The sequence below is a fragment of the Pelagovum pacificum genome, assembly GCF_016134045.1.
Lineage (GTDB): Bacteria > Pseudomonadota > Alphaproteobacteria > Rhodobacterales > Rhodobacteraceae > Oceanicola > Oceanicola pacificus_A.
The window spans coordinates 2,812,840-2,835,576 of record NZ_CP065915.1 but is presented as its reverse complement, the minus strand read 5'-3'; the positions used below and the strand labels follow the sequence as shown (position 1 = coordinate 2,835,576).

At 65.4% G+C, this 22,737-nt stretch carries 20 protein-coding genes; 14 read left to right on the top strand and 6 right to left on the bottom strand.

From position 1 onward, the window contains the following. Positions 1-6: 6 nt before the first annotated feature. A complete protein-coding gene (gene glgB, locus I8N54_RS13875; RefSeq protein ID WP_140197475.1) occupies positions 7-2,202 on the bottom strand; it encodes a 1,4-alpha-glucan branching protein GlgB in 2,196 nt (731 codons plus the stop codon). 54 nt (positions 2,203-2,256) lie between these two features. Beyond that, a complete protein-coding gene (locus I8N54_RS13870; RefSeq protein ID WP_140197476.1) occupies positions 2,257-2,880 on the bottom strand; it encodes a nucleoside/nucleotide kinase family protein in 624 nt (207 codons plus the stop codon). Between the two features lie 536 nt (positions 2,881-3,416). On the opposite strand from I8N54_RS13870, the gene otsB reads away from it, so the two are divergent. The 5 genes from otsB (at position 3,417) to I8N54_RS13845 (ending at position 7,957) form a co-directional block, all read left to right on the top strand. After that, positions 3,417-4,205: a trehalose-phosphatase gene (gene otsB / locus I8N54_RS13865; RefSeq protein WP_231592776.1), complete on the top strand. Its 789-nt coding sequence runs from the start codon at positions 3,417-3,419 to the stop codon at positions 4,203-4,205. Between the two features lie 3 nt (positions 4,206-4,208). Then, positions 4,209-5,579 carry an alpha,alpha-trehalose-phosphate synthase (UDP-forming) gene (locus I8N54_RS13860; RefSeq protein ID WP_140197477.1) on the top strand — a complete coding sequence of 457 codons (1,371 nt, stop codon included), beginning with the start codon at positions 4,209-4,211 and terminating at the stop codon, positions 5,577-5,579. 108 nt (positions 5,580-5,687) lie between these two features. Next, positions 5,688-6,533, top strand: a complete 846-nt coding sequence (locus I8N54_RS13855) for a formate/nitrite transporter family protein (protein WP_231592777.1) — start codon at positions 5,688-5,690, stop codon at positions 6,531-6,533. 157 nt (positions 6,534-6,690) lie between these two features. Continuing rightward, entirely contained in the window at positions 6,691-6,951 is a 261-nt protein-coding gene (locus tag I8N54_RS13850; RefSeq protein WP_140197479.1) for a DUF7218 family protein, read from the top strand. Between the two features lie 73 nt (positions 6,952-7,024). Further along, entirely contained in the window at positions 7,025-7,957 is a 933-nt protein-coding gene (locus I8N54_RS13845; protein ID WP_140197480.1) for a YihY/virulence factor BrkB family protein, read from the top strand. Here the strand turns inward: I8N54_RS13845 and I8N54_RS13840 are convergent. After that, positions 7,954-8,685, bottom strand: coding sequence for a Crp/Fnr family transcriptional regulator (locus I8N54_RS13840; protein ID WP_140197481.1), 732 nt, complete (start codon positions 8,683-8,685; stop codon positions 7,954-7,956). The two genes, I8N54_RS13845 and I8N54_RS13840, sit on opposite strands and share 4 nt — an antisense overlap. Before the next feature lie 62 nt (positions 8,686-8,747). Between I8N54_RS13840 and I8N54_RS13835 the strand changes: the two genes are divergently transcribed. Beyond that, the gene (locus I8N54_RS13835) at positions 8,748-9,143 is read left to right on the top strand and encodes a hypothetical protein (protein WP_140197482.1); all 396 of its coding nucleotides are present in this window, start codon (positions 8,748-8,750) and stop codon (positions 9,141-9,143) included. On the opposite strand, the gene I8N54_RS13830 is transcribed toward I8N54_RS13835, so the two are convergent. From I8N54_RS13830 to I8N54_RS13820, 3 genes are all read right to left on the bottom strand, one after another. Then, positions 9,097-9,456, bottom strand: a complete 360-nt coding sequence (locus I8N54_RS13830; RefSeq protein WP_140197483.1) for a hypothetical protein — start codon at positions 9,454-9,456, stop codon at positions 9,097-9,099. The two genes, I8N54_RS13835 and I8N54_RS13830, sit on opposite strands and share 47 nt — an antisense overlap. Next, positions 9,453-9,803 carry a DUF883 family protein gene (locus I8N54_RS13825; protein WP_140197484.1) on the bottom strand — a complete coding sequence of 117 codons (351 nt, stop codon included), beginning with the start codon at positions 9,801-9,803 and terminating at the stop codon, positions 9,453-9,455. Before I8N54_RS13825 ends, I8N54_RS13830 begins: the two co-directional genes overlap by 4 nt. An 88-nt stretch (positions 9,804-9,891) precedes the next feature. Next, on the bottom strand, positions 9,892-10,704 hold the full coding sequence (locus I8N54_RS13820; protein ID WP_140197485.1) for a response regulator: 813 nt from the start codon (positions 10,702-10,704) through the stop codon (positions 9,892-9,894). A gap of 148 nt (positions 10,705-10,852) precedes the next feature. Between I8N54_RS13820 and I8N54_RS13815 the strand changes: the two genes are divergently transcribed. The 8 genes from I8N54_RS13815 (at position 10,853) to I8N54_RS13780 (ending at position 22,636) form a co-directional block, all read left to right on the top strand. Beyond that, entirely contained in the window at positions 10,853-11,014 is a 162-nt protein-coding gene (locus I8N54_RS13815; RefSeq protein WP_231592778.1) for a NepR family anti-sigma factor, read from the top strand. Next, positions 11,011-11,568 carry an RNA polymerase sigma factor gene (locus I8N54_RS13810; RefSeq protein ID WP_140197487.1) on the top strand — a complete coding sequence of 186 codons (558 nt, stop codon included), beginning with the start codon at positions 11,011-11,013 and terminating at the stop codon, positions 11,566-11,568. The genes I8N54_RS13815 and I8N54_RS13810 overlap by 4 nt, the downstream gene beginning before the upstream one ends. Further along, the gene (locus I8N54_RS13805) at positions 11,565-13,277 is read left to right on the top strand and encodes a sensor histidine kinase (protein ID WP_140197488.1); all 1,713 of its coding nucleotides are present in this window, start codon (positions 11,565-11,567) and stop codon (positions 13,275-13,277) included. Before I8N54_RS13810 ends, I8N54_RS13805 begins: the two co-directional genes overlap by 4 nt. After that, positions 13,277-14,815 carry a phospholipase D family protein gene (locus I8N54_RS13800; protein ID WP_197097694.1) on the top strand — a complete coding sequence of 513 codons (1,539 nt, stop codon included), beginning with the start codon at positions 13,277-13,279 and terminating at the stop codon, positions 14,813-14,815. The genes I8N54_RS13805 and I8N54_RS13800 overlap by 1 nt, the downstream gene beginning before the upstream one ends. A 165-nt stretch (positions 14,816-14,980) precedes the next feature. Continuing rightward, positions 14,981-17,803 carry an Ig-like domain-containing protein gene (locus tag I8N54_RS13795; protein ID WP_140197490.1) on the top strand — a complete coding sequence of 941 codons (2,823 nt, stop codon included), beginning with the start codon at positions 14,981-14,983 and terminating at the stop codon, positions 17,801-17,803. 44 nt (positions 17,804-17,847) lie between these two features. Further along, complete coding sequence (locus tag I8N54_RS13790) at positions 17,848-19,239, top strand: TolC family protein (RefSeq protein ID WP_140197491.1); 1,392 nt, start codon at positions 17,848-17,850, stop codon at positions 19,237-19,239. Beyond that, positions 19,236-21,467, top strand: a complete 2,232-nt coding sequence (locus tag I8N54_RS13785) for a type I secretion system permease/ATPase (RefSeq protein ID WP_140197492.1) — start codon at positions 19,236-19,238, stop codon at positions 21,465-21,467. The genes I8N54_RS13790 and I8N54_RS13785 overlap by 4 nt, the downstream gene beginning before the upstream one ends. After that, positions 21,467-22,636, top strand: coding sequence for an HlyD family efflux transporter periplasmic adaptor subunit (locus tag I8N54_RS13780; protein WP_140197493.1), 1,170 nt, complete (start codon positions 21,467-21,469; stop codon positions 22,634-22,636). Before I8N54_RS13785 ends, I8N54_RS13780 begins: the two co-directional genes overlap by 1 nt. The last annotated feature ends 101 nt before the right edge of the window (positions 22,637-22,737 follow it).

The window sequence follows — 22,737 nt, the reverse complement described above, 5'->3', positions numbered from 1 at the left end:
CCAGTATCAGCTTGCGCCCCTCTCGAGGCGGAACATCACCGTCGCCAGCGGCGGCAGGGTGATGGAAATTGAATGTGCCTGACCGTGTGCCGGTTCCGCATCCGCGGTCACGCCACCCATGCTGCCAGCATTGGTGCCTCCATATTCGGCGGCATCGGTATTCAGGATCTCGGCCCAGAAGCCCGCCTCCGGCACGCCGAGGCGGAAGCTCGACCGTTCCACGGGGGTGAAATTGCTGACGACGAGCACCGGTGCGTCGTCGGGACCGCCGAACCGCAGCCAGCTCAGCACCGACTGGTCGGCGTCGGTGTAGTCGACCCACTGGAAGCCGTCCGGCTCGCAGTCCTTGACGTGCAGCGCGGGGGTTTCGCGGTAAACCCGGTTGAGATCGCGGACGAGCGACTGGACGCCCTTGTGCATCGGCCGTTGCGCGGCCTCCCAGTCGATCTGGCTGTCGTGGTTCCACTCATGGTCCTGGCCGAATTCGGTCCCCATGAAGAGCAGTTTCTTGCCCGGATGCCCCCACATGTAGCCGTAATAAGCGCGCAGATTTGCAAATTTCTGCCATTCGTCGCCGGGCATCTTCTCCAGCATGGAGCCCTTGCCGTGCACGATCTCGTCGTGGCTGATCGGCAGGATGAAGTTCTCCGAGAAGGCCCAGTTGATCGTGTTGGTCATCTGGTGGTGATGGTATTTGCGGTAGGCGGGGTCGCGGCTGATGTAGTCGAGCGTGTCGTTCATCCAGCCCATGTTCCACTTGTAGCCGAAGCCGAGGCCGCCGTGATCGACCGGACGCGAGACGCCGGGGAAGCTGGTGCTTTCCTCGGCCACAGTCATCACGCCGGGATTTTCCCCGTAGGCGAGCGTGTTCATCCGCTGGAGCAGGGCGATCGCCTCGTAATTCTCGCGGCCGCCGTCCTTGTTGGGCACCCATTCGTCCGCCTTCCGCGAATAGTCGCGGTAGAGCATCGAGGCGACGGCATCCACACGCAGGCCGTCGACGTGATATTCCTCCAGCCAGTAGAGCGCGTTCGCCACGAGGTAATTGGCGACCTCGCGGCGGCCGTAGTTGAAAATCAGCGTGTTCCAGTCCTGGTGGAAGCCTTCGCGCGGGTCGGAATGTTCGTAAAGTGCGGTTCCGTCGAACCGGCCGAGGCCATGCGCGTCGGTCGGGAAGTGCCCCGGCACCCAGTCGAGCAGCACGCCGATCCCGGCCTCGTGCGCGGCGTCGATGAGGTCTCGAAACTCGTGCGGCGGCCCCATGCGGATCGTCGGCGCGTAGAGTCCGATCGGCTGATAGCCCCATGAGCCCTCGAACGGATATTCGCTGACCGGCATGAATTCGAGGTGGGTGAAGCCCATCCACGACGCGTAGGAGATGAGCTCTTCCGCCAGCTCCTTGTAGGAAAACGGGCGGCCGTTCTCGTTCCACATCCGCCGCCAGGAGGGCAGGTGGACCTCGTAGATGGAAATCGGAGCGTCCCGCTTGTGGGCGACGTCGCGGCGGCCCATCCAGTCGTCGTCTTTCCAGCCATAGCCGGATATGTCGCGCACGACGCTCGCCGTCTCCGGCGGATGCTGCGCCCCGAAGCCGACCGGGTCGGCCTTCATCAGGCGTTCGCCGTGACGGGTGATGATCTCGTACTTGTAGGCCGCGCCATCGCCGACATCGGGGATGAACAGCTCCCAGGCGCCGGTGCCGCCGCGCCGGCGCATGACGTGGCGCCGACCGTCCCACGCGTTGAAGTCCCCGATCACGGAGACCCGCGCGGCGTTCGGCGCCCAGACCGCGAAGCAGGTGCCGCTTGCGCCTTCATGGTCGATCACCCGCGCGCCGAGCGCTTCCCAAAGCCGCTGGTGGGTGCCTTCGCCGAGCAGGTACTCGTCGAATTCGGTCATCACCGGGCCGTAGCGGTAGGCGTCGTCGTATTCCCACGTCGCGCCGTCCTCTCCGACGCCGAGGAGGCGATACTCGTCCGACGGAACCTTGCCGGAAAAAACCGGGCCGGCGATGCGGGCCAGTGCATGGCGCTTGCCCTCGCTGACGGCGAACAGCTCGTCCGCCCAGGGGTCCAGCGCCGTCACTATGAAGGATTTACCGGAGGGGTGCGGTCCAAGGACGGCGCAGGGCTCGGGATGCCTGGCCTCCGCGAGGGCCTCAGCCGTTTCGGCGTCGATCGGCTGCGTCCGTATTGCACCCATGGGCCCTAGGCTCCTCCCCTTAATCGGATCAGGGGAACACACTAGGGCGCGACTTCAAAGAATAAAGTCGGCCGGCAGGGACTTCTCGATCACCCGGAGGGCGTTTGGCATGTCGTTGCGCTCGGCCCGTTGCGTCGCGGCGGTGCGCGAGAAGCCGTGGCTCAGCCAGCGCTGGATGAGCCGCGAGCGCAGGTCGGCGGTCGGCACGTCGATCCGGGCGGAGATGTCCCAGAGCCCGGCGAGGTTGAGCCACGGTCGTTCATCGAACAGGAGGTAATTGCCCTCGACGATGACGACCTGGCAGTCGGGCTCGACCACCACGGCCCCGGCGATCGCCAGGTCGCGCGGCCTGTCGAACAGCGGCAGGACGACTTCCTCGCCCTCTTTCAGACGACGCACGGCATTCAGGAAACCGAGCGAGTCGAACGTCTCGGGCGCGCCCTTGCGCAGCTTGAGGCCGCGCGCCTCGAGCACCGCGTTGTCGAGGTGGAAGCCGTCCATCGGCACGACTTCGGCGCGGACCTTCTGGTTGCGCATCCGGCGGAGAAGTTCGGCGGCGAGCGTCGACTTGCCCGACGCGGGGGCGCCAGCAATCGCGACGAGCACGCGCTGCCGGTCCTCGCGGGCGGCATGGACCGCCTCGGCGAGCAGGTTCACTTCGCTCGTAACATTCAGCACAACGAAAACACCTTTTGCCTGTTTGCCGGTCGACCTTCTACCGCGTCTTGCCGGCCTGTTTCGACGGCGACATGACGCGCCGCGCGACTTGCCGCCGAAAGGGTCAGTCCCGAACGGGCCGCCGAGCGCCGTTTGCGAAGCGGACGGGCCGCGGGTCGGACGGCAGGGCCCCGTTGTCGATCACGCCGGCGGACTGGTCAACAGCGCGGGTTGCGAGTTGATCGAACGTCCTGCTGACTATCGTCAGGTTGCTGCCGTCTTGGCCACCTGGGCCGCGCTGATGCGGATATGCTCTTCTGCCTCGGCGTTCGTCTTGTTTTTGGTCTCAGAAGACACCGCCCTCGACGAGGCTGGCAACGACCGGTTTGGATGAGCGCGCGGGTCGTGGCACGCGGGCCTCAATCCGCCTTATTGATCGCCATGACGACCAATTTTCGGGCGCCGATCAACGCGCTGTCGAATTTCTTGGCAGGTGGGGAACGTAGGGGTGGATTTTGGGTTATAAGGGTGGCGAGAGGCGACACAGGGAAATCACGATGTATTACGAAATGATCGGCTTCATGGCAGAGCCCCACGGCGACACTCCGGCAGAAACCGAATTTCCGGAGGTGGAGCTCGCGAAGTCCGCGATTTTCCTCGATTTCGACGGCACGCTGATCGATCTCGCCGATACGCCGGACGGCGTCGATGTCCCTGCCGATCTCGCCGGTCTTCTCAAGGGCCTGAACGATGCGACCGAAGGGCGACTCGTCGTCGTGACCGGTCGCCCGATCGAGGCGGTGGATACGTTTCTCGGCGGCTACGATGGCCACGTCATCGGGTCGCACGGCGCTGAAGAGCGGTTCGAGGGCAACCACACGGCACATGAGCTTGCCGGCTCCGACACCGTCGCTCGCCTCGGCGACATGGTCGAAGCCTTCGCCGCCACGCATGAGGGCCTCGTCCCGGAACGCAAACCGACAGGTGTCGTCCTGCATTTCCGCCAGGTGCCCGAGCAGGAGCCGCAGGTCTATTCGTTCCTGTCGGCGCTCGAGCAGAGCCACGAGGGCTTTGAGCTGCACCATTCCAAGATGGCCTACGAGCTTCGCCCGATCGGGATCAGCAAGGATGACTCGATCAAGCGGATCATGGAGAATGAGCGCTTCGCCGGTCGCCGTCCGATCTTCTTCGGCGACGACGTTACCGATGAGCCCGCGCTCGCCTGGATCGCCCATCAGCCCGACGGGATCGCCGCCAAGGTCGGCTCCGGTGAAACCGCCGCCAATTATCGAGTTCACGATCCGAGCGGGGTCCGCAAGATCCTCGCGGGTTGGATCGGGGAGTAAACCATGACTTCAGAGGGGCGTCTCGTCGTCGTCTCCAACCGTATTCCGACGGAAGGCACGCCATCGGGCGGCCTCGTCGTAGCGTTGCACGAAGCGCTCGAGCATCGCGGCGGGGTCTGGATCGGATCGTCCGGCAACCAGGTTGAAGAGAGTAACGGCCTCCACAAAATCGCCGAGGGCAAGTACCTGCGCCTCGCCTATGATCTGACGAAGGCGGAGCACGAAGGCTTCTACCTCGGTCACGCGAACTCGGTTCTGTGGCCGTTGTTTCACCACCGCGCCGACCTGATCGACGTCGATCAGGAAGCACGGCGGCAGTACCTCGCCGTGAACCGGCGTGTCGCGGAAATGGTCGCCGAAGTGGTCGAGCCGGGCGACATCCTGTGGATCCACGATTACCACTTCCTGCCGCTCGCCTCCGAACTTCGCAGCCTCGGGATCAGCAATCGCATCGGGTTCTTCCTGCATATCCCGTTCCCGAACCCCTCGGACATCGCGGCGTTGCCCGACCGGCGTCAGCTCGGCGGTTGGCTGTCTGCGTACGACCTGATCGGCCTGCAGACGCAGCGCGACGTGTCAAACTGCCTTGAATGGCTGCGCGCGGATACCGATGCGGAGTTCACTCTGCGCGGACGTATGCGGCTCGACTCCCGCAGCTTCGAGGTGCGCAGCTTCCCGATCGGCATCGATGTCGAAGGATTCCAGCAGGCTGCGGAAAAGGCAGACATCACGATCACGGACCTGCCGCCCCAGCAGAAGCTGGTGTTGGGGGTCGACCGGCTCGATTATTCCAAGGGGCTGCCGAACCGGCTTGAGGCCTTCGGCAAGTACCTGTCGATGCGCGACGAGGATGCGCCACGCGCCACGATGCTCCAGGTCGCGCCGCCTTCGCGCGAGGACGTGGAGGCGTATCGCGACATTCGCCAGGAGCTCGAGTCGATGGCCGGGTCGGTCAACGGCGAGTATGCCGAGATCGACTGGACGCCGATCCGCTACTTGCGCCGGCCCCTGCCGCGCGACACGCTGGCCGGGCTTTATCGCCGTGCCGACGTCTGCCTGGTGACGCCGCTGGCGGACGGGATGAACCTCGTTGCAAAGGAATATGTCGCTGCGCAGGACGGGACCAATCCCGGCGTTCTGATCCTGTCGCACTTCGCCGGTGCGGCGGAGCAGCTCGATGGCGCGCTCATGGTGAACCCCTACGACACCGTCAGCATGGCTGAGGCCATCAAGCAGGCTCTGGACATGTCGCTGCACGAGCGGCGGGCGCGCTGGCTGTCGATGATGCAGGTGATCCGTGAGACCGATATCGACTGGTGGACCGACAACTTCCTGCGCGCGCTTCAAAGCCAGCCGCAGATGAAGGTCGCCTGACCGATCGTCGTCGGAGCGCAGCGCTGGCAACCACGACCATGATGCCGTGAGGGAACCCGTTCCGTCGCCGCAATGTTGATAAGCGGTTCAGACGGAAGGAAAACGCGGTTGGCGTTGAAGGAATACGAAGATCGGCAAAAGGCCGAGGCCGAGGAAGAGACGGTCGAAGAGGCCGCGAAGCTATCCTCCAAGCTGGTTTACGAAGTCATCCGCCGTGACGGCGAAGAAGAACTGTCACGCACCAAGCGGTCGCTGTTCTGGGCGGGCGTCGCCGCCGGCGTCCTGATCTCGTTTTCCGTCATCGGGGAAGCCCTGCTGCGGACTTACCTGCCGCCGAACGCGCTCTGGGTGCCTCTGATCGAGAACATGGGGTACTCACTCGGGTTCCTGCTGGTGATCCTCGGGCGGATGCAGCTGTTTACCGAGAACACCATCACGACGGTTCTGCCCTTCATGCAGGCGCCCTCGATGCGGCTGTTCGGATCGGTCATGCGGCTCTGGGGGATCGTGCTGGCGGCCAACGTGCTCGGGGCGTTCGTCGCGGGCTGGTGGCTGAGCCAGATCGGTTTGCTCCCTGACGAGGTATTGCCGAACCTGCGCGACCTGTCGGAACATGCGACGGGCATGGGCGCCTGGGAAGGCTTCAAGCGGGCCGTGCCGGCCGGCATTCTGGTCGCGGCTATCGTCTGGATGCTGCCGCAGTCGGAAGGGTCGGAGTTCTTCGTCATCGCGACCTTCACTTACCTGATCGCGCTGGGCGATTTCACGCACGTCGTCGCCGGTTCGGTCGAAATGGCGTTCCTGATCGTGGAGGGTGAACTCGGCATCATCCGGGCGTTCTTCGGGTTCTTCCTACCTGTGCTGGCGGGCAATATCGTCGGCGGCACACTCATCTTCGCCGCGATGGCCTGGGGTCAGGTCCGCGACGAATATTACCCCGAAGAAAATTCGTGACTTGCCTTGGAACCGGGGCCAGCGACGTGAGTTCACTAAATAACGGAGACTGATTTAGGCCTCCGAGAAAAGACCGCGATCGGATGCAGCCCATCCCTGTCCCCTCGTCCCTCTGGCTGCATCTGGTCGCGGTTCTTTCGTCAGAAGGACCCCTCACATGACCAAGGATCACGGTTCGTCCATCAAGGACGACGACACCTACGAAGAACTCCGCAAGCAGGGCGAGTCCAAGGAAAAGGCCGCCCGCATCGCCAATGCCAAGGCCGCCGGTGACAAGCCGTCGAAGGCCGGTGGCAAGGCGCCTCCCTACGAGGAGTGGACCGTCGACGATCTGCAGGACCGTGCGGCCGAGATCGGCATCGAGGGCCGGTCAAACATGAACAAGGACGCGCTCATCGAGGCGCTGCGCCGTCACTGAGCCCGCCGAGGTTGCACCTGCGGCGAGGAAATTGCCTAATCGGGGCAATGGACAAGAGCTGTTTGGAGCCCCGATGATCACCCGAACCCTATGGTGGCGTGCCACCCGCGATGCGATCCGGGAAGTCGACGGCAAGGACCTGAGCCTCATCGCCGCCGGCTGCGCCTTTTTCGGGCTCGTCGGTATCTTTCCCGCTATCGCCGCGTTGATCGCGATCTTCGGCCTCGTCGCCGACCCGGTGGTCGTGCGCAACGAGCTGGAGCTGTTGCAGGGGGTCATTCCACCCGACGCCTACGAGCTTTTCGAGGCGCAGATCGAGTCCCTCCTGGCGGCGCGCACCGATCAGCTCGGCTGGGCCTCGGCGCTGTCGATCATGGTCGCGCTCTGGTCTGCGCGGGGGGCCGTCGCCTCGATGATGAGCGGTCTGAACGCGATCCACGGCACGAGCCCACGGGGCGGGTTGCGCAGCGTCCTCGTCGCGCTGGCGGTGACGGTGAGCCTGATCGGCGTCGCGGTCTGCACTATGCTGATCGTTCTGGTTATGCCGGTGCTGCTGGCCTTCCTGCCGCTTGGCCCGGTGACGGCATGGGCGCTCGAAGGGCTGCGCTGGCTTGCGGCCATGTTCATCCTGCTCGCCGGACTCGGCATCCTTTACCGCTTCGGGCCGAACGCGCGCGGCGACCGGCCGGGATGGATCTCGCCCGGTGCGGTCATCGTGGTCATCTGCTGGCTGGTGGCGTCCATCGGTTTCACGATCTACGTGTCGAACTTCGGCCGCTACAACGAGGTATATGGCTCGCTCGGCGCAGTCATCGCGCTTCTGATGTGGCTCTATATTTCCGCGCTCCTGGTGTTGGCCGGTGCGGCGCTGAACGCCGCAATCCGGCGGCTCCGGCGCGCGGAGAAGGCGGAGAAGCTGCATCGTGAGAGGCTCACCCGCGATGCGGAAGCCGACCGTCAGGCCGCCGATGCAGTCGCGCAGGGCGGGGCGACGGCAGGCAGCTAGATCAGCGGGCGGGTCATGGTCGCCGACTCGTCGGTGCCCCCGGCAAGTTCGCGCAGGGCGGTCAGCGAATGGATCTTGATGTGCCCCTCGGCCCAGCTCGCGATCTGGCGGTCGCGAAGGCGGGCGAGTGTCTTGTTCGTGTGGACGAGCGACAGGCCGAGCGCATCCGCGAGGTCCTGCTGCCGGTAGGGCATGGGGAAGCTGTCACCATTGGCCAAGCCGAGCGCCTCCGCTCGCGCATGTAGACGCTGGAGCGCCCACGCCATCCGCGCGACGGCGGCCATCTGGCCGATCGAGGCAAGGGATTCACCAAGAAAGTGTTCTTCCGTCGCGGCGAGCCACGTGATGTCGTAAGCCCGCTCCGGATATTGGCGGAAGATCTGGAAGAACTCCTTGCGATCGAAAACGCAGAGCACCATCTCGGTCGTTGCTTCGACGGAGTGATGCATCTCGCCCAGCATCCCGGCCTGGAGGCCGAGGAAATCGCCCGGAAAGACGAAGTTGAGCACCTGACGATGCCCGTTTTCCAACGTCTTGTAACGTAGGCCCTGGCCGGAAAGGACGGTGTAAAGCTGCGGTGAGTTCGACCCTTCCATCAAAAGTTGCATGTTGGGCGCCACTTTCAACTCGCCTGATTTGAACCTTTGTACAAAGGCGAGTTCCTGATCGGAGAGCGGTGCGAAAATCTCGCGACGCCGCAGCGGACAGTTTCGGCAGGCTACCGGCATTCAATACCTCACGTATGTCGTAGTTTAATGCGTGAGACTTCGACACGTTCCATGTTGCGGCCATGATCGATTCAAAAGACACACGACCGTTAAATATTCTGATTGCTGAAACAATTCAGATTATCGCGCTGGATCTTCAGGAGGAGGCACGCGCCGCGGCGCCGACTGCCACGATCGAGATCTGGCAAGGAAACACCGGTTGGCCGGAGATGTCCGAGCCGGACCTGGTGTTCTGGGCGCTTGATGTGTCAGGCGAAGAGCGGATGAAACAATTCGAATACTTCTCGTCCCGCGCAAGCCGCATGGTCGCGATCGGTGATTCGTTCGACAGGGCGGTGCTGCCCGCCCATGTCTCGCACTTGGCGGTTCCTTTTTCGCCGACCGAGGTGGCCAGTCACGTAACGGCCTGTCTCAGCGTCTCCGACCGGACGTCATCCCAGCGGTCAGCCCAACCATGAAGGCCTGAACGGCGGCGGGAAGCATGTTCCCGTTCGGCGTCGCGCTGGCCATCGCGGCGGTCGAGCCGGACGCCGGCACGCGGTAGCGGCGGACGGAAGCGATGACGAGGACGATCAGGCCAACGCCGAAATAGGCACCCCCGATGATCAGCGACGCCTGGATCGGTGTGGTGGCTGCGGCGAGCGCCAGCCACCCGGACAGGGACAGAAATCCAAGCCCGATCAGCATCAGCACAAGACCGACGACCCCGAACGCGGCGCGACGGGCCGCAAGCGCGGCCCGTGCTTCGACGGCGTAGAGCAGTCCGTTCATCGACGCGACGCGAAGAGGCCGACGAGGAAGCCGATGCCGGCGGCGACGCCAAGAGCGGCAGCGGGTTGTTCACGCACCATGCGCTGCGCTTCGCGGCCGTAACGCTCGGCTTCTGTGGTCAGGTAGTCGTACTGACCTTCGGCCGTGTTGCGGGCCGTGTGAGCATAGCCTTCCGCGGTGGAGCGGGCCTGCTTGGCCTTGCCCTTGCCGTAGTCGCCCATGGCGCCGGCGAGGTTGGAAAGGTCGGCCTTCAGGGCTTCGAGCTGCTGAGAGATGTCTTTCAGGCTCGCTTCCGTCTTGAGTTCGGTGACCTTGGATTCGGGATTACCGGATGATGCAGTCGCCATCGCTGTCTCCTTTGATGAAGTTCAGTTCCCGAACGCGGTCACACCCTGCGGAGTTCCGCAGGGTGTGACCGAACTTTGGAACCCGGGCTCAGGAATGCAGCGTCTCCGTGGAGGAGAAGAACATTGCCTGGCTGACGGCAGAGCGCACCTGGTCCTCGCGGTAAGGCTTGGAAATCAGGAACGCCGGCTCCGGACGGTCACCTGTGAGCAGACGCTCGGGGAACGCCGTGATGAAGATCACGGGCAGATCGCCAAGCTCGCCCAGGATGTCGTTCACCGCGTCGATCCCGCTGGAATTGTCGGCCAGCTGGATGTCGGCGAGGATAAGGTCCGGACGCTCGGTCCGGGCGAGGGCGGTCGCGGCATCCCGCGTCTGTGCGACGCCGGTGATCGCGTGACCCATGTCGGCGACGATCGCCTGGAGGTCCATCGCGATGATCGCTTCATCCTCGATGATCATGACACGGCCGGACACGCTGTCAGCCATCTCGCGCTCGGCGAGACTGATGAGGTGCGTGACCTCGTCCTTGTCGGTGCCCATCACGTGCGCGATTTCGTCGGGGCTCATGTCCTCGATCGTGTGCAGCAGCAGCGCTTCGCGCGTGTTCGGCGTCAGCTTGGCGAGGTGAGCCTGCGCCGCCTTGGCGAGACCCGTCTCACCTTCAGCGACCGGCTGGCCGGAGCTCGTCCAGATGCCGTGGAAGACGGAAAAGAGCGCGACGCGGGGCGATACACCGTTTGAAAAGACGTTGCGATCTTCGAGGATCGCTTCCAGCGTGGCGGCCGCATACGCGTCACCGGACTGCTGCGCGCCGGTCAGGGCACGCGCATAACGCCGGAGGTATGGAAGCTCATTGCCAATCATGCTGGCCAGATTGTTCGCCTCGGCGGTGGCGGTCATGAAGGAACCCTTTTTTCTGCGTTAGTTCGGAACCAAACGTTCCGGTAAGCCGTTCAGTTCCCGATTGGGGAAAGAAAGGCGTGCTTTTGTGAATATTATTTCTCGGTTCGGGGATCGGTAAAAGGCAATGACAAACGACAAGGGGCGAATGGAAGACATCGACGCGCATCTCAAGCGCGCGTTTTCCGAAATCGAGAACGAAGCGGTGCCGGACAAGCTGCTTAATCTCCTCGAAGAGCTGAGGCAGCAAGACCGCGCCCCGGCCTCCGAGCGGGTCAACGCGTCCGCGAACGCGGAGGACGATGAATGACAGCCCGAGATCCAAAGGAAGAGCTGGTAGAGCATCTGCCGGCCCTGCGGGTTTTTGCGCTTTCGCTGACCCGTGACAGTTCGTCGGCTGATGACCTCGTGCAGGACACGGTCGTCAAGGCGTGGTCCAACTTCGACAAGTTCCAGGCGGGCACCAACCTCCGGGCGTGGTTGTTCACCATTCTTCGCAACACCTTCTACTCCAGCCGGCGCAAGTCGAAGCGGGAAGTGGCGGATGTCGATGGCGCCTTCACCGGCAGCCTTGCGGAGAAGCCGGAACATGACGGCAAACTGCAGATGAACGATTTCTTCCGGGCCTTCTCCAAGCTGCCCGAGGAACAGCGCGAGGCGCTGACGCTCGTCGGTGCGCAGGGCTTTTCCTATGAGGAAGCGGCCGGGATGTGCGGCGTCGCCATCGGTACGATCAAGAGCCGCGCCAACCGCGGTCGCGTCCGGCTGGCCGAACTCCTCGGCCTGTCCGAAAACGAGGAAATGGAAATGACGGACGGGGCCACCCTGGCCGTTCTCGCCTCGAACGGAACGGGCCATCTGTGATTTTCCGGGACAGGTCGAGCGATGGACGCGGACTGGGACTTACCCTCCGCGTCATAATCCTTCTTTCGATCGCGCTGCTGCCGCTTGGCCTGATCGCCGTAATCCAGACGCGAGGCTATGAGCGCGAGTCGCTCCGCCGGTCCGAGCTCGCGCTCCTTGCGCTGACCGAACGCGCCACCGCGCGGGAATCCTCGATCATCGAAAATGCCGTCGGGTCTGCCGCGAGCCTCGCGCAGGTGGTCGACCTGTTGGCCGACGACCCCGAGACCTGCTCTGAGCGGATGGCCCAGTTCCTCGCTGAAGAAGACAATTACGTCTTTGCGGGGTTCGTCGAGCTTGACGGCAATCTCGAATGTTCAAGTTCAGGTCGAGCGGTCAATCTATCAGGCTCTCCACTTTACGAGACATTCAGACAGAACCCCGTCCGGCAGGTGCAAGCTACGCCGGACGGTGCCGTTTCCGGGGAGTGGGTCATCGTTGTCGCTGAACCTGTCTTCGTCGAAGACGAGTATGTCGGCTGGATTTCCATCTCGATCCCGCACCGCCTCTTGTCGCGCGGTGAGATCGAGCCGGTGCTGCTCGACGCCCAGTCCCGGCCGTTGCAGCTCGTCACCTTCAATGCCGACGGGAATATCCTGAGCCGCGCCACCGGCGTGCCGCAGGTCGGGCAGGAGGACCTCCCCCGACAGGAGCTCGCAGATGTCGCCGCCTTCGGCGCGCGCGCCTTCACCGCGACGAGCCGCGGCGGGGAGCCCCGGATCTACGCCATCACCACGGTCGTGCCCGACGCGGTCTACGCCCTCGGCGTCTGGGAGATCGAGGACCGCACGATCGCCAGTCTGCCCGCGGCCTTCGCCGCGATCCTGTTTCCAGGCATCATGTGGCTGGCCAGCCTCATGGTCGGCTCGATCGCGATGCACCAGCTCGTGATCGTCCACGTCCAGCGCCTTCAGAAGAAGATGCGCAGCTTCGGCCGCAACCGCCGCCTGACGGAAACGGTGCCGCGCCCCGGCATCCCGTCCGAGTTCCGCGAGATGGATGCCGAGTTCATGGCAATGGCCGAGAACGTCCTGCGCGACGAGGCCCAGCTTGAAGACTCGGTGCGCGAGAAGAACATCCTGCTGAAGGAAATCCACCACCGGGTGAAGAACAACCTTCAGCTTCTGTCCTCGATCACCTCGATGAAGCGCCGTCAGGCCAAGAGCGAAGAAGCACGCACCGTGCTCGGCCGGCTGCAGGACCGGATCCTCAGCCTCGCCGCGATCCACCGCAACCTCTACCAGTCTTCGGACATGACGACGGTGAGCGTGCCCGCGCTGATCGGCGACATATGTGCGCAACAAGGCCTCGCACCGGGGCAGGGGCGTCTTGGCCTCGAGGTCGACGATATCTCTCTCGTGCCGCCGCAGGCGGTACCGCTGTCGCTTCTGCTCGCGGAATGTCTGTCGGGTGTACGGCGGGCCGATACCGGCGAGATGACCGATCTGACGCTCAAGTTCACCGAAGGCGATATGGTGCAGCTCGTGGTCGACTATCCCGGCGCACCCGAGTCCGAGGCCGACAGCAGTATCATCGGCGACCACCTGATCGACGCACTTGCCGGTCAGTTGGGCGGACGTCCGCAGCGCGAGACGCTGCCGGATGGTCGCTATCGCCTTGTCCTCGATTTCGAAGCGCTCGTCGCGCTTCCAGATACACCGGATTTCTGATGAGCGGTATTCAGGACATCCAGCTTCTGTTGACGGCGGCGGAAGCCTATCCCGCGTTCGAAGAGCGGGTGGCGTCGGCGCAAAAGCACATCAACGCGTCGTTCCGCATCTTCGACCCCTTCACCCGGCTGAGGTCGGACGCGGCGAAGAAATACGGCAACGACTGGTTCGACCTGCTCGTCGGCAAGCTGGCCGAAGGGGTCAGCATCGAACTGCGGCTGACCGATTTCGACCCGGTCGCCCGGACCGACCTGCACCGGCAGACATGGGCCAGCCTGCGCGCCCTCTGGGCGGCGGGCGAGGCTTCGGGGCATCCCGAGAACCTCAAGGCACGGGCGCTGATGCATCCCGCCCGGTCGGGCTACCTGATGCGGGCGCTGTTCTGGCCCTACGTGCGGCACCTTGTGCGGCGCGAGGTGAAGAAGCTCGACACCATGTCCGTCGAGGGCCGCGAAGAGGCGTTGAGCCTGTCGCCGCTGTTCGCGCCACTGCTCGACAAGACCAACAAGCGCGCGCGGTTCTGGCCGCCGTCGCCGCTGGTGCCTGCGACCCACCACCAGAAGCTCGCCGTGATCGACAGCGAGTGGCTCTATATCGGCGGGCTCGACCTCGACGAACGGCGCTACGACACGCCGATGCACAACCAGGCGCCGGAGCTGACGTGGCACGATGTGCAGGTGCTGGTCCGTGGACCCGTCGTGGCGGAGGCCGAACGTCACCTGTCCGAGTTCGAGGACGTCAACAACGCCAAGCACCGGCCGGGCCTGGCCGGCGATACGTTCCGGCGGACGCTGTCGGCCAAGCGAACCACCGGGCTGGCGCATATTTCGCCCAAGACGATTAGCGAAGAGCTTCTGCACACGAACCTCGACGGCATCGCCTCGGCGCGGAACCTGATCTACATCGAGACCCAGTTCTTCCGCGACCGGCGAATCGCCAAGGCGCTCGCCGAGGCCGCGCGCACCTATCCCGATCTTCACATGGTCGCGGTCCTGCCGGCCGCGCCCGAGGATGTCGCCTTCATGGGCGACGCGGGGCCGGATGCGCGCTTCGGCGAGTTCCAGCAGGCCCGCGCCGTGATGAAGGTGACGGAGGCCTTCGGGCCCCGCGTATTCTTCGCTTCGCCCGCCCGCTCCGCGCGGCAGGGGGAGCCGAAGACCCGGCGCGACCACCTCGACGGTGCGCCTATCATCTACGTCCACGCCAAGCTCGCGGTATTCGACGGGCAGCGTGCGATCGTCTCCTCGGCGAATCTGAACGGGCGCAGCCTGTCGTGGGACACCGAGGCGGGATTGCGACTCGAGGATGCGGCCACGGCGGAGCTGCTGCTGCAGCGCTGCCTCGATCACTGGACCATCTCGAAGGGCCCGAAAGCCACCGACGGGGGCCGCGCGATCGTCGACTCCCTGCGTGACCTGGCGGTCGAGGACAGGGCGCGAGACCCCGAAAAAAGGCAGGGTCTGCTGCTTCCGTACAGCGTGACTCCGGCCCGTCGGTTCGGCCGTAACCTCCCGGGAATCCCTGAGAAAATGGTCTAATGCAGGCGGTTGCCGTGGCAGGAATGTTACGCATCCCCCTCGCTGACAATGTGGCCAGAATTAGGCTGGAAATGCTTATCCACATTCGCTAGCGTTCCAGCCAAAGAACAAATGCCCCGCGAGCAGTAAAAAAATATGCGGGGTCTTATTGAGGCGGAGCAGAGTATGTCGACGATAGATTTCGTCGTCCGCGATTCAGCGGGCGATTTCCAGCGCGGTACCCTCGTGACCGAAGCGGGACGCGCTAACGTTCGCCTGGCCCCCGGGGCGGACATCTCCCTTAACCTGTATTCCGGACAGGTGTCCGGCTACCAGCAGAACGGCCAGGCCCTGAACGTGGTTCTGGCCAACGGCGAAGTGCTCGTCATCGAGAACTTCTTCGCCATGGACGGCACGGCGAGCGAGCTGTTCGTCTCTGCCGGTGGTGAGCTGAGCAAGGTGAACCTCGTTCCCGGCGAGGGCGGAACCTTCTACGCCTCCTACGACGATGCCGGCGACTTCGGCAAATGGACGCCGCTCGACGACTTCTTCTTCCTGCGCGGGCCGGACATTCTCGTCGCGGATACCGCGGTCGCGGGCGACGACGATGTCGGCATGCTTGCCAACCCGGTCCTCGGCGCGCTCGGCGGCGGTCTGCCCCTCGGCGTTCTGGGTCTCGGCGTCGGTGGCGCGGTGCTGGCCGACCAGTTCACCCGTGGCGAAAGCTCCGACTCCGACTCCAAGGGTGTGAACGGGGACGAGGACGATCGCCCCGAAGAGGACGACGATACGACCGGCGGTGACGACAACGACACCACGGGTGGTGACGACAACGACACGACCGGCGGCGATGACAACGACACGACGGGTGGCGACGACAACGATACCACCGGTGGCGATGACAACGACACGACCGGCGGTGACGACAATGACACCACCGATGACGATGACGATGATGATGGCGACGACGGTGAGAACCCGACCGTCGACTTCACCAGCGGCGTCGAGAGCACCGGCGACATCGTCAACTACGACGACTTCCAGGACGGCGTGACGATCACCGGCACGGGCACCATCGGTTGCCAGGTCGCGGTCGAGATCAACGGCGTTATCGAGACGACGACGGTCGGCACCGACGGCACCTGGACGGTGACCTTCGACGGCAGCGACGTGGGCAGCGGTGAGCACATCACCGGCTGTACGGTCATCATCACGGACGACGAAGGCCGCACCGGCACCAACGCCGACAACGTGGTCGTCGACACCGTGACCTACGTCACCTTCGACGAGGACATCGTCGAGACTGATGGCGTCGCCAACGCGGTCGAAGTCTCCGACGGTGTGCAACTGTCCGGTTCGGTCGAAGCCAACAGCACGGTCGTCGTGACCGTCTCCGGCAAGAACTACACCGCGACCGTCACGGGCACGACCTGGACCTGCACGATCCCGGCAGCGGACGTGACCGGCGGCGAGTACACGATGGACGTCTCCGTGAGCTCCACCGACTCGGTGGGCAACACGGCCTCCACCTCCGGCACTGTCGAGATCGACACAACGACCTTCGTCACGATCAGCACCTCGACCGTGGAAGGCGACGGCGTCGTCAGCTACGCCGAGTGGCAGGACGGCGTTCCGATCGGCGGCACCGCCGAAGCCGGCGCCCGCGTGACCCTGACCGTCAGCGGCCGGGACTACACGACCACCGCGAGCGCCAGCGGCACCTGGAGCGTCAACGTCAGCCGCAGCGACATCCCTGAAGGGACGTACGAGCTCGACGTGTCCGCCAAGTCCACCGACCGGGCGGGCAACAGCGCCTCCACCACCGGCAAGGTCGACATCGACACCGAAACGATGGTCGAGTTCTCCTCGACCCCGGTCGAGACGGACGGCATAGTCAACAACGCCGAGCGCGCGGATGGTGTGACCCTCACCGGGATCACCGAGCCGGGCGCCAGCGTTACCGTCACGCTGAACGGCCGCTCGCAGCTCGCGACGGTCGACGCAACGGGCAACTGGACCGTCGACTTCGCGGCCTCCGCGCTGCCCGCAGGCAACGTCGAGGGCTCGGTCGTCGCGACGGCCACGGCGACGGACATCTACGGCAACACCGCCACCACCGCGATGAACGTGGGTGTCGACACCTGGGTCAACCAGCTCGCCTTCACCAACCACGCGGGCGGGGCCGACCAGATCGTCAACGCATCCGAGGCCGCGGCCAAGATCACTCTCACGGGTGTCGTCGAGAAGGGCTCCTCCGTCCTTGTCGAGGTCGAGGGCTTCTCCGGCCAGGCCACGGTCGCCACGAACGGCAACTGGACGATCGACATTCCGGCCGGGACCTTCCCGGCGGGCGAGGATTTCTCCTCGGTCAAGCTCACCGCCACGGACGCCGCGGGCAACACCCGCACCGCGACCCAGACGGTCGAAGTTGACACGATCGCACCGGAAATCCCGATGGTCACCGCGTTCGAGCGCGGCAAGGTCGAGGGCATCCGCCAGATCTCGATCGCCGAGAACGAGCCGGGCCTGACGGTGCACGAGATCGAAGCCGACGGCTCGAGCCATCGCCTCGCGATGAACACCTACTACGACGGTGCCAACAACGAGTACGACCTGCGCTTCGCGGACAACGTGCCCGACGGCTCGCAGCTGGTCATCACGTCCTCCGACGCGGCCGGCAACTCGAACGCGACGCTCTTCGTCCTCGACGAGGCGGGCAGCGACTCCGTCAACATCGGTCTCTCGGGCATGAGCCAGTTCAACATCGGCTCCATCGACCTCGACCTGGCGTTCGACAGCGAGCTGACGATCACGGCGGCCGACCTCGCGGCTCTGTCGAAGAACGACAATTCGCTGACGATCCACGGCGGTGCGGACGACACGGTCACGATGACCGGCGCGATCGCCACCGGCGAGACCCGGATGATCGGCGGACGGAGCTACGATGTCTACTCGCTCGGCGACGACGGCAGCGTGATCATCGACGACGACGTCTCCGTCGTCATCTGATCCGACAAGACCGGGCCGCGCGGTGGTCGCGCGGCCGACCCACCATGACGAGAGTTGAAGGGCAGGGCGGTCACGTGCGTGCAACCTGGAACGGAAAGCAGCTGGCGGTGATCCTGGCCGTCGGGGCGCTCCTGTCCGGGTGTGCCGCGATTCCGGGACCGGGCGAGATGGTCGCCGCGACGCGCGACCGCGTCGGTTTCGGTCGGGACGACGCCGAGGCACAGCCGGTGCCCGCGTCCGCGACCGCCAACCCCGCCGCGCTCGATGCCAACATGGCAGACGGCACGGCGTCCGAAACGATCGAGGGCCTTCTGACACGTCGCACGGTGCTGCAACCGGGACCGCTGGCCTCGGTCGCGGACGCGGTGCTGGCCGCCAACAGCCGGACGGCGGAGGCGGAGCTTCGCGCCGCCACCCTCAGGGCCGAGGCCGCGCAGCTGAACTGGCTCCCGACGCTCGGGCCGCAGATCAGCCTGTCCTCGCTCGGTGATGTCGTGTCTTCCCTCGTGGTCGACGCGGTGCTGTTCGACAACGGCGGCAAGATCGCGGAACGCGACTATGCCCGTGCCGATGTCGAAGTCGCCGCCGTCGCGCTCGCGCAGGACACCAACGAACGCGTGCTCACCGCGCTCGAGCTGTACCTGCGGGCCGAGGCCGCGCGTGAGCGCGCCGCGGTCTCGCAGAACTCGCTCGGCCGGATGGAGCGGTTTCTCTACGTGATGGACGAGCGCATGGCGGCGGGCATTTCCGACCGCGCGGACCAGCAGCTCGTTGCGCAGAAGGTCGACCGGATGCGCTCCGAGATCGCCGCCGATCTCGAGACCGCCGCGACCGCGATGAACGAACTTCAGGCGATGGCCGCCGTGCCGGTCCAGAACCTCAGCGGTGTGTCGCCGGTCAGCCAGCCCGATCCGCTTGCCGTCCCACTCGACGTGCTGAAGGCACAGGCCGAGGCAAGCCGCGCCGTGGCCGAAGCCGCGGCCGCCCGCGCCGGACAACTGCCCGGCCTCAACGCGACCGGAACGATCTCGTCGGATGGCAATTCCGGTGGCCTCGTCGCCGGGGGCGACGGGATCGGCTTCGGGCTCGGCAGCCGCCTACAGGCGCTGGAGGCGACCCGTGAAGCCGCCCAGGGCCGCGTCGGCGAGGCGCAGGAAACCGCAAACCGCCGCATCAGCCAGCTGTCGGGCGAGCTCGCCTCGCTCGAGCGGCAGGCGGCGGAGGCGCAGGACAACGCCCGCGCCGCCGCCGAAAACTGGGAGCTGTTTGCCGCGCAACTCGACGCCGGCCGCCGCTCGGTTCCCGAAGTGGTGGGCATTTTCGAGACCCGCGTGCGCACCGAGCGGGAGGCCGTCGCCCTCCGCTACGATGTCGCGCTGACCCGGGCACGGATCGCGGAAGCGGTCGGCGCACTGGTGGACGGAGACAAGATATGACCGGTGGACCCGTGATCGCCTTCGACCTCGCCTCGACCCGTGGCGCGACCCTCAAACCGGTCGAACCGGTCGAAGACGGGACGGAAGCGGCCGCCGCCGCCCGGCCAGACACCCGGTACTCCGAACGCACGCAGCGCCGCGCGGACCTCGCCGTCACCTATGCCTCGCTTCTCGGCACCGATCTCGTCCGCGCCGACCTGCTCGAACAGCTGGCGCTCGATGCCGACGCTGATGCGGGGCCCGGTGATATCGCGCGCGCGCTTGGCGATGCGGGCCTTTCGGTCCGGGTGCTGAGCAAGGCAAAGCCTGCGCCCCAGCTCTGGCCCGCGCTCGTCCAGATGACGAGCGGGCAGATGCTGCTGGTTCTCCGCCAGGACGGCACCACGCTCGAGATCTACGACACGACCTGCCCCGACGACCGGGCCGAGGTCGAGATGGAGGAATTCGCCCCCCATTTTAGCGGTACCGCCCTGACCGCGCAGGTCGCGCTCGAAGAACTCTCCCGTCGGCACGGTGCCAAGAAGAAGAGCGCACACTGGTTCTGGAGCGAGCTTGCGGGTATGCGCCGCTACTTCGCCGAGATCGCACTCGGCTCGCTCGTGGCGAACCTGCTCGCGGCGGCCGTCGCGCTGTTTTCGCTTCAGGTCTACGACCGGGTGATCCCGCACCAGTCGACCTCGACCCTGTGGGTGCTCGCCATCGGGGCGTTCATCGCGCTCATCATGGAAGCGTCGCTGCGGATCGCGCGGGCGCGTCTGATGGACGGCGCGGGCCGGCAGATCGAGATGCGGATCCAGTCGATGCTGATGGACCGCCTGCTCGGCATGAGGCGCGGGCTGGAAGGCCATTCGCCGAACAACACCTTCTCCGCGGTGCGGGAGTTCAGCTCCATCCGCGAGTTCTTCACCGCCTCGACCATCGGCTCGCTCGCCGACCTGCCGTTTTTCGTGCTGTTCCTCGCACTCGTCGCGTCGATCGGCGGCAATATCGTCTGGGTCCTGATGGCTGGCGGCATCCTGATGGTGCTGCCCTCGCTCTTCCTGCAGAAACGGATGATGACGCTGACGCAGGAGACGCAGGGCGCGTCCTCCCGGTCGAACCGTATCCTGCATGAAGCGATCTACGAGGCGGACACGATCAAGACGCAGCGGGGCGAAGACCGCTTCCGGCGCCTGTGGAACGAGACGACGGGACTGTCTTCCGTTGCGACGTCCGGGCAGCGCAAACTTGCCTCGATGCTGACGAGCTGGGCGCAGGGCGTGCAGCAGGCGACCTACGTCAGTGCCGTGGTCGTCGGCACCTACCTGGTCTTCGAAGGCGAATACACGGTCGGCACGATCATCGCCGTCGGCATCCTGACCTCCCGCACGCTGGGGCCGATGACGCAGCTGGCCGGCACGCTGTCGCGCTGGTCGAACGTGAAGGCCGCACTCGAAGCGCTCGACGGCGTGGTCGATGCGCCGCAGGACCGGGAAGAGGACCGCTCCTACCTGCGCCGCCCGACGCTGAAGGGCGGCTACGAGCTGCGCGAGATCGGTTTCACCTACGATCCTGAAGGCGGACAGTCGCTCGACATCCCGGCCATCAAGATCGCGCCGGGCCAGCGGCTCGCCATCCTCGGCCAGAACGGGTCGGGCAAGTCGACGCTGCTGAAACTGCTGTCGGGCCTCTACAAGCCGACCAAGGGCCGGGTGCTGATCGACGGTGTCGACATGGGGCAGGTGATGCCCAAGGACCTGCGGCGGGGTATCGGCTACCTCGGTCAGGACGTCCGGCTGTTCGCCGGCACCCTGCGCGAGAACCTCAACCTCACCCTGCTGGAGCGGGACGACGACCGCCTGTTGGCCGCACTCGACTTCGCAGGGCTTGGTCCGTTCGTGCGCAACCATCCCAAGGGACTGGACCTCGAACTTCGGGACGGGGGCGAGGGGCTGTCGATCGGCCAGCGTCAGTCGCTCGGCTGGGCGCGGCTGTGGCTGCAGGATCCGCCGATCTGCCTGCTGGACGAACCGACCGCCGCGCTCGACACCACGCTCGAGGCGACGCTGGTGAGCCGCCTGCACACATGGCTCGAGGGGCGGACCACCGTGATTGCGACGCACCGGGTGCCGATCCTGCAGCTCTGCACGCGGACGCTGATCCTTCAGCAGGGCCGGCTGGCAGTGGACGGACCGCGGGACGAAGTGCTGGCGCACCTGCAGTCGCGCAAGACCGGGGGACAGGGCTGATGGCTGCAATCGACACCGACCTTCGCGGCGCGACGCGCGGCGCGTCGACGCTGATCTGGATCGTCTGCGCCACGGTGGTGCTGTTCCTCGGCTGGGCGAAGTTCGCCTCGCTGGACGAGATCGTCCGGGGCTCGGGTGAAGTGGTCAGTGGCGCACGACCGCAGATCATCCAGAACCTCGAAGGCGGCATCCTCGGCGAGCTGGTCGTCAACGAGGGTGACCTCGTGGAAGCGGGCGACGTGCTGGCCCGGCTGCGCGGGACGACCTTCTCGACCCGCGTGGACGACCTCTCCGAGCAGATCGTCGCCGCCGACATCCGCCGTCTCCGGCTTGAGGCCGAGATGGCCGGCCAGTTCGATTTCGAACTCCCTGCCGCCTACACGGAGACGTCGCCGGAGATCGTCGCCTCCGAGCGAGCGCTCCTCAATGCGCGCCAGTCGGACTATACCAGCCGCGTCGAGGGTGCGCGCCGGGTGCAGGCCGAAACCGCGCGCGAGCTCGACACGCTCGAAGACCTCTACAACCGCGAGATCGTCGCGCTGCTGGAAGTGACGCAGGCGCGCAAGGCGAACTCCGACGCCGAGAACCGGGTGAACGAGATCGTCACCAGCTACGAGCTGGACGAAGCGACCGCCTATTCCGAAGTGCTACTTGAGCTTGCGACGCTGAAGCAGGAGCTGCGGCTCGTGCAGGATCAGCTCGAGCGGACGGTCATCCGCTCGCCGATGCGCGGCATCGTCAACGCGGTGGGTGTCTCCACCATCGGGGGCGTCATCCGGCCCGGCGAGGAGATCTTCGAGATCATTCCCGCCGGCGACGACGTCTATATCGAAGCGCAGGTCGCGCCGAAGGACATCGCCCATGTCGTGGCGGGCCAGAATGCCACGATCAAGCTGACGGCCTACGACTACACGATCCACGGATCGCTCTCGGGCACGGTGGAGATGGTGTCGGCCGACACGTTCAAGGATGAGAGGCGGCCCGAGGCGGACGCCCACTACCGGGTTACCGTCGCCATCGACCGCGACGCCCTCACGCCCCGGCAGGCTGACATCGAGCTCCGGCCGGGGATGCAGGCGACGGTCGAGCTTCACACCGGCTCCAAGACCGTGCTGGATTACCTGACGAAGCCGCTCTACCGCTCCAGCGAGGCGCTGCGCGAGCCATGAGGCGCGTAGCCTTTGGGCAGGGCAACCAATCTGTGCGATGAAGAATCCTCCCGGCGCGATGCTCCGGGTTGGAACCTGCGGTGCAGGGACTAGCTTTTGAC

Coding starts and splice junctions, on each gene's coding strand:
- I8N54_RS13830 (WP_140197483.1), bottom strand. CDS start 9,456: ATGAACGGACTGCTCTACGCCGTCGAAGCACGGGCCGCGCTTGCGGCC.
- I8N54_RS13810 (WP_140197487.1), top strand. CDS start 11,011: ATGACAGCCCGAGATCCAAAGGAAGAGCTGGTAGAGCATCTGCCGGCC.
- I8N54_RS13800 (WP_197097694.1), top strand. CDS start 13,277: ATGAGCGGTATTCAGGACATCCAGCTTCTGTTGACGGCGGCGGAAGCC.
- I8N54_RS13820 (WP_140197485.1), bottom strand. CDS start 10,704: ATGACCGCCACCGCCGAGGCGAACAATCTGGCCAGCATGATTGGCAAT.
- I8N54_RS13850 (WP_140197479.1), top strand. CDS start 6,691: ATGACCAAGGATCACGGTTCGTCCATCAAGGACGACGACACCTACGAA.
- I8N54_RS13860 (WP_140197477.1), top strand. CDS start 4,209: ATGACTTCAGAGGGGCGTCTCGTCGTCGTCTCCAACCGTATTCCGACG.
- I8N54_RS13825 (WP_140197484.1), bottom strand. CDS start 9,803: ATGGCGACTGCATCATCCGGTAATCCCGAATCCAAGGTCACCGAACTC.
- I8N54_RS13780 (WP_140197493.1), top strand. CDS start 21,467: ATGGCTGCAATCGACACCGACCTTCGCGGCGCGACGCGCGGCGCGTCG.
- I8N54_RS13840 (WP_140197481.1), bottom strand. CDS start 8,685: ATGCCGGTAGCCTGCCGAAACTGTCCGCTGCGGCGTCGCGAGATTTTC.
- glgB (WP_140197475.1), bottom strand. CDS start 2,202: ATGGGTGCAATACGGACGCAGCCGATCGACGCCGAAACGGCTGAGGCC.
- I8N54_RS13845 (WP_140197480.1), top strand. CDS start 7,025: ATGATCACCCGAACCCTATGGTGGCGTGCCACCCGCGATGCGATCCGG.
- I8N54_RS13795 (WP_140197490.1), top strand. CDS start 14,981: ATGTCGACGATAGATTTCGTCGTCCGCGATTCAGCGGGCGATTTCCAG.
- I8N54_RS13835 (WP_140197482.1), top strand. CDS start 8,748: ATGATCGATTCAAAAGACACACGACCGTTAAATATTCTGATTGCTGAA.
- I8N54_RS13785 (WP_140197492.1), top strand. CDS start 19,236: ATGACCGGTGGACCCGTGATCGCCTTCGACCTCGCCTCGACCCGTGGC.
- otsB (WP_231592776.1), top strand. CDS start 3,417: ATGTATTACGAAATGATCGGCTTCATGGCAGAGCCCCACGGCGACACT.
- I8N54_RS13815 (WP_231592778.1), top strand. CDS start 10,853: ATGGAAGACATCGACGCGCATCTCAAGCGCGCGTTTTCCGAAATCGAG.
- I8N54_RS13790 (WP_140197491.1), top strand. CDS start 17,848: ATGACGAGAGTTGAAGGGCAGGGCGGTCACGTGCGTGCAACCTGGAAC.